Source organism: Paenibacillus vulneris (genome assembly GCF_039543185.1).
In the GTDB taxonomy this organism is placed as follows: Bacteria; Bacillota; Bacilli; order Paenibacillales; family NBRC-103111; genus Paenibacillus_S; species Paenibacillus_S vulneris.
Genome location: NZ_BAABJG010000019.1, coordinates 1 through 726, shown reverse-complemented (window position 1 = coordinate 726; position 726 = coordinate 1). Strand labels below are relative to the sequence as shown.

Here is a 726-nt window from a genome sequence, read left to right as displayed (position 1 = left end):
GGGCTTGCGCGCTACTAACGTCTACGTCATCCACGAGGGCTAATCCGTATGTTCGCGGACTACGAAGTCACTTACGCCGACTGCGCTTTTCATCGGCTAGACTCCGGACAAGTTGCCGTCGGTGTCCAACTATCAACGCGGAGCCGGATAGATGACGTGCATGTAAGCTACGGGCCCTACGCAGTAATCAGCGGCTTATACGACGTAGCGGCCGGCTCAATTCGGCAGTCAGTACCCGTAGTAGCTGCGGACATCATCCGGATAGCGCGGCCAGGTACAAAGCTAATTATTATCCGGAGCTCGTCAAGCGTGTTTATGCGTAAGAGGTCGCTCGAGAAGGAAATCGGACTGCTGGCGGCCGGTCGCGGGATAGAGGTTAAGTTGAGCCATAAACCGCGTCTTTACCGCGTTGCTCCCGATATATTAAGGCTGACGAACGATGCGATCGAGCGCGGGAGTACGGTTATAGCGGCCGTTTAAACGTTGTTATAGAGAGGGGGGACGTACATTTATGAACTACACGCTATATATCGCAAGCGCTGCGGATGATCGGCGGGCGGTCTATGCTTGGTTGCTCGTGAACTATGAGGGCGTTAAAGCAAGCGATGTTTATTTTACGCGCGGCGATAGGCGGTTTGACGAAAGTTATTGCGCCCATGTTGCGTTACAGAGAGCGTTACGGACAGCGGCACGGCAAGAGGGCGTTGTCCAACTGAACGTTCTTAT

The 726-nt window shown here is 54.0% G+C and carries 1 protein-coding gene and 1 pseudogene; both read left to right on the top strand.

Annotated features, from left to right (window positions below; all coding sequences use genetic code 11):
- The first annotated feature begins 48 nt into the window (after positions 1-48).
- Complete coding sequence (locus tag ABEA66_RS18330; protein ID WP_345589623.1) at positions 49-480, top strand: hypothetical protein; 432 nt, start codon at positions 49-51, stop codon at positions 478-480.
- Positions 481-511: 31 nt separating this feature from the next.
- Positions 512-726: pseudogene (locus ABEA66_RS18325) on the top strand (hypothetical protein); the annotation flags it as partial.